Genomic DNA, 5,608 nt, shown 5'->3' on the forward strand with positions numbered 1-5,608 from the left:
ATGAAGCACATTATAGAGAGTAGGCCCAGTTTTATTGTTTCTAGCGTGGCACGCTTAACAGAGCAAAAGTTCTATTTCTTTAAACGTTCACCGGAGGCCTTTGTTGAAATTCTCAAGAAATTGGAAAAGGTGAATGGCATTTTTATACTATTAGGTACTGGGGCTCCTGAATATGAAGAATTATTCAGGAAAATAAGTTATGGGAATAAAAATTTCATATTTACCAATGGTCAATCAGAAAGATTGATTGATTCAATATACCTGGAATCGGATCTCTATTTCATGCCAAGCCTCTTTGAGCCTTGTGGTATAAGTCAAATGCTGGCAATGCGCAATGGGGTGCCATGTCTGGTGCATCATACGGGAGGATTAAAAGATACGGTTGAGCATATGAAGACAGGATATAGTTTTGATGGGGATACCTTTGACGAAAAGATAAAGAACATGCTGGAATCGTTTGACTTGATATTGGATTTATATACTAATGATAAGCCCTTGTGGAAGAAAATTCAAGGGAATGCGAAAAAGATGCGATTTACCTGGGAAAAATCGGTTGATGAATACTATCGGTTGTTGTATTTATGCAATTGATGACCTTATATTTGGACGATTTTCCACTATCGTCAGTAAGGGGTAGCATATAATATTATTAACGCGCACGGAATTGTTAAAATGATACGATTTTTGTAAATTTACCAATCGAATTAACTCATTAAAACATTTAAATGTCTGATAAAGCAACTCTCGAATACAATGGCAAAAAATATGAATTTCCAGTGGTTAAAGGAACTGAAGATGAATTGGCCATTGACATTAAAACATTAAGGTCTACGACAGGAATGATAACCTTGGATCCAGGGTACAAAAATACGGGTTCTTGCGAGAGCGCGATTACTTTTTTGGATGGGGAAAAAGGAATGTTGAGATATAGAGGCTATTCGATAGAGGAACTGGCTGAGAAGGCCGATTTTCTTGAGGTGGCCTATTTGTTGATATTCGGCGAGTTACCCAATAAGGAGGCGCTTGAAACTTTTCATAACGATATTAAGGCAGAGTCCCATGTAGATGAGGAAATGAAAAAGATACTGGACGGTTTTCCGAAATCAGCCCACCCTATGGGGGTCCTGTCTTCATTGACCAGTGCCTTGATCGCCTTTAATCCAACTTCGGTAAATATAAAATCCGAAAAGGACATGTACCACGCCATTGTCAGGATTTTGGCAAAGTTCCCTGTATTGGTGGCTTGGACCATGCGCAAGAAGAAAGGATTGCCCCTTGATTATGGGGATGATAATTTGGGGTATGTGGAGAATCTTCATAAGATGATGTTCAAAAGGCCAAATAAGGATTATGTAGCCAATAAGATCGTCATAGATGCGCTTGACAAGTTATTGATATTACATGCAGATCATGAGCAAAACTGCTCCACCTCTACCGTACGGATTACCGGTTCGTCCCATGCGGGGTTGTTCGTGTCCTTATCTGCAGGTATCTCCGCATTATGGGGTCCATTGCATGGGGGTGCGAATCAGGCGGTTTTAGAAATGCTTGAAGCTATTGAAGCCGATGGAGGTGACACCGACAAATATATGAACAAGGCCAAGGATAAGGACGATGATTTCAGACTTATGGGCTTTGGACATCGTGTCTATAAAAACTTTGACCCAAGGGCCAAGATCATTAAAAAAGCGGCCGACGAAGTACTTGAAGATTTAGGAATTGATGATCCCATTTTGGATATAGCCAAGGGCTTGGAAAAAGTGGCATTGGAGGATCAATATTTTGTAGATCGGAACTTGTATCCCAATGTGGATTTCTATTCGGGCATCATCTATCGTGCGTTGGGTATTCCAACTGAAATGTTCACGGTGATGTTCGCTATGGGTCGACTTCCGGGATGGATTGCCCAATGGCGCGAAATGAGATTGCGTAATGAACCCATAGGTAGACCAAGACAAGTTTATATCGGGGAAACCCTTAGGTCTTTTGTTCCATTAAACAAAAGATAGCCGTATTCCTTTAAAACCAGGTAAACCACCCTTATTGTTCGGATTAGGGTGGTTTTTTGTTACCGACAAAATCGATTTCCTATATTTACCAAAAAAAAATCATGCTACACCTACATATCAAAGATGAAACCTCCAGATTAAAGGCGGTTGTTTTAGGTACGGCTAAAGAATGTGGGCCAACACCGCTCCCTGAGGCGGCTTATGACCCAAAATCCCTTGAACATATTCTGGACGGCACCTATCCTAAGGAAGTGGCTATGGTTCCGGAAATGGAGACCTTTGCCAAGGTTTTGAAAAAGTATGGGGTACAGGTTTTTCGTCCAGAGGTCCTTCCGGATTGTAATCAGATTTTTTCGAGGGATATTGCTTTTGTCATCGAAGATAAGCTAATCAAGGCTAATATTCTTCCTGACCGTGAAGAGGAATTTGAGGCCATACTCCATGTCCTTGACAAAATCGATCCTAAGAACATTTTATACCCTCCAAATAAGGTTCATATTGAAGGAGGGGATGTTATGCCTTGGAATGACAATATCTTTATAGGAACCTATACCGGGAAAGATTACCCCGATTATATCACTGCCCGTACCAATTGGGAGGGGGTTGAATATATACGGAAAATGTTTCCAACCAAAAAAGTCAAGTCTTTTGAATTGAGGAAATCGATTACCAATCCCAAAGAGAATGCATTGCATTTGGATTGTTGTTTTCAGCCTGTTGGTGCGGATAAGGCCATCTTGCATAAAAATGGATTTTTGGTCGAAGAGGAATATGAATGGCTGGTCGCTTATTTTGGCAAGGAGAATATATTTGAAATCACTGCGGATGAAATGTATCAGATGTGCAGTAATGTATTTTCGATCGCTCCCGACGTTGTCGTTTCTGAACGTAATTTCAACCGTTTAAACAGCTGGTTGAGGGCACAAGGGTTTACCGTTGAGGAAATTCCCTATGCTGAAATCTCAAAGCAAGGTGGATTACTTCGGTGCAGTACAATGCCCTTGATTCGGGAATAGGTCAACAAAGTATATTTCAACTTGTTTTTGGATTTTGAATAGTTCTTGCAAGGGTAAAAACCTATTTTTGCCAAAATGCCCAATATTTAGATGATGCAGATTACCAATACCATATTGATGATTCGTCCGGTAAACTTCAGGATGAACGAGCAAACTGCCGTGAACAATTATTTCATGGAAGATTTGGATTTGAAGAACCAGACCATTAACAAAAAGGCACAGGAGGAATTTGATGCATTTGTTTCGGTTTTGAGGAGTAAGGGTGTACAGGTTATCGTAGTGGAAGACCGTAAAGAACCCGATACCCCAGATTCGATTTTCCCGAATAATTGGGTCTCCTTCCATGCCAGTGGTATTGTTGCGGTGTATCCTATGTTTGCTGAGAATAGAAGGTTGGAAAGGCGCGATGATATTTTTGATACTTTGGAACAGCATGGTTTTAAGATCAACGAAATCATTGATTACACGGCTGCGGAGCAAGAAGGGGTTTTTTTGGAAGGCACCGGAAGTATTTTAAAGGATAGGGTGCATCAAAAAGCGTATTGTGCACTGTCGGATCGGGCCCATGAGGACTTGTTTATCGAGTTTTGTGAGGATTTTGATTGCTTCCCGGTCATTTTCAATGCGTATCAAACAGTGAATGGCGAGCGATTGCCCATTTACCATACCAATGTTATGATGGCCATGGCAGAGGATTTCGCCGTTATTTGCCTAGATTCCATTGATGACAAAACTGAACGTAAAAATGTAGTACAGCATCTAAAAAAGGATGGTAAGGAAATTATTGAAATAACCGAAGAACAGATGCACCATTTTGCAGGAAACATGTTACAGGTTATTGGGGCTAATGAACAACGTTTAATGGTGATGAGTTCGCAAGCCTATCATAGTCTTAGCCCAGCGCAAATAAAGAACATTGAAAAGCATTGTGAAATTGTGCATAGTACCTTAGATACTATTGAAACCTGTGGTGGGGGGAGTGCCCGATGTATGATGGCCGAAGTGTTTTTGCCAAAGGCCTGATCTATTGGCAAAGGAATTCCCAAGCACCATATAGCCCATATAGTAGGGTAGCTCGTTTGAACATAGGGTTTTTAGGTTTTGGCAATATTCCGAATCATACCCCCAAAGATAAAATAATGAAAAGGGACAATACTGTACCAGTACAACCTGCCTTTTAAGCCACGGGGCCTAAAGGTAGCTGTCTGATGTAGTACATTGTTCTCATCGATCCTGAATTCGAGCCAAGCTTCACCTGGTAATTTCATCTCAGCAAAAAGCAGTAACCGCTTGCCCTCTTTGTCCGCCAAAAGCACCCGCCAGAAATCTAGGGCATCACCGGGAAAAATCCTGTCTGGGTGTGTTCGCCCTCGGCGCAAGCCGACTCCACCCGTCAATTTATCTAAAAACCCCCTGATTTTCCAGAGCCAATTCCCGTAATACCATCCATTTTCACCCCCAATTTTCCAAATGTTCTCCAAAACAGCCTGTGGATCTTTGACCTTTCTTTTTTGTTCATCCTTCAACACACCATATTTAGGGACTTGTATGTATTTTTCAAGGTTTTTTTGAAAACGACCACTGATCATACTGTCTTTCCAGCTACTGATGACCAGATTTTGCTCGATTTTCTTAAAGGCCATCGCTATGGCTTCTTTATAGCTGTGGGTTTCGATCCCAAGGATATCCTGTAGCCTACGATCTTTGGCCACTACTTCCATTTTCATACTGTCTACAAGGTTTATAGCCAATTTGTAGGAGGTAGAGGTGACAAAATACAGCCAATAAGACGATAACTTCGGGGTCATGATGGGCACGGTGACAATCCAGTTTTTAAAGCCACGTGCTTTTGCGTATTGTTGCAGCATTTGTTTGTAGGTCAGTACATCGGATCCACCGATGTCGAAGGAATCATTATAGGTTTTTTCATTCCCGATAACCCCGGTTAAAAAACGTACCACATCCCTTATGGCAATAGGTTGGGTTTTGGTCAACACCCATTTAGGGGTAATCATAAAAGGCAACTTCTCACAGAGGTCTCTGATAATTTCAAAGGAAGAGCTTCCTGATCCTACGATGATGCCAGCCCGAAGGACCGTAAGGTTGAAGCCGCCCCGATACAGAATATCCTCAACATTCTTACGTGAACTCAAGTGCTTAGAGAGTTTTTCCTCGTTGACGATTCCGCTCAAATAAATGACCTGTTTCACGTTGGTTTCGGCCATATATGTATTGAAGATTTCAGCCGATTCAGCCTCCTTGACATCAAAATCGGAAGTTGACGAACTCATGGAATGGATCAGGTAATACGCGACATCAATATCCTTGGGAATACGTCCTGGAGCGAAGTCCTTCAAAAAATCAACTTCGATAATCCGGACCTGTGCCTTGGTGTCCTCATCGATAGAAAAGCGATTTTCATCCCGCACTGCGCAGATTACCTCATGTCCCAGTTCCAATAGTTGTGGTAATAAGCGCATGCCAATATACCCATTGGCGCCCGTAAGTAGAATTTTCATAGTATTTTGTTTTAATTGAAACCATACGCTTAGGCGTCAGGATATTGGGTTCATGGTAACTTTG

5 protein-coding genes are annotated in these 5,608 nt (G+C 41.5%); 4 read left to right on the forward strand and 1 reads right to left on the reverse strand.

All coding sequences use genetic code 11. The annotated features are described in order from the left end of the window. The 4 genes from WBM98_RS06100 to ctlX all read left to right on the forward strand — a co-directional run. Positions 1-591: glycosyltransferase (locus WBM98_RS06100; RefSeq protein WP_424365139.1), on the forward strand; the 591-nt coding region annotated here is incomplete at its 5' end. A 134-nt stretch (positions 592-725) separates the two neighbouring features. Next, a complete protein-coding gene (locus WBM98_RS06105) occupies positions 726-2,009 on the forward strand; it encodes a citrate synthase (protein ID WP_424365140.1) in 1,284 nt (427 codons plus the stop codon). Positions 2,010-2,110: 101 nt separating this feature from the next. Beyond that, on the forward strand, positions 2,111-3,025 hold the full coding sequence (locus WBM98_RS06110) for a dimethylarginine dimethylaminohydrolase family protein (RefSeq protein WP_424365141.1): 915 nt from the start codon (positions 2,111-2,113) through the stop codon (positions 3,023-3,025). Positions 3,026-3,115: 90 nt separating this feature from the next. Further along, positions 3,116-4,048, forward strand: a complete 933-nt coding sequence (gene ctlX, locus WBM98_RS06115) for a citrulline utilization hydrolase CtlX (RefSeq protein WP_424365142.1) — start codon at positions 3,116-3,118, stop codon at positions 4,046-4,048. A 71-nt stretch (positions 4,049-4,119) separates the two neighbouring features. On the opposite strand, the gene WBM98_RS06120 is transcribed toward ctlX, so the two are convergent. Next, on the reverse strand, positions 4,120-5,544 hold the full coding sequence (locus tag WBM98_RS06120; RefSeq protein ID WP_424365143.1) for an SDR family oxidoreductase: 1,425 nt from the start codon (positions 5,542-5,544) through the stop codon (positions 4,120-4,122). Positions 5,545-5,608 lie beyond the last annotated feature (64 nt).

The sequence above is a fragment of the Maribacter sp. genome (genome assembly GCF_049667165.1).
In the GTDB taxonomy this organism is placed as follows: Bacteria; Bacteroidota; Bacteroidia; order Flavobacteriales; family Flavobacteriaceae; genus Maribacter_A.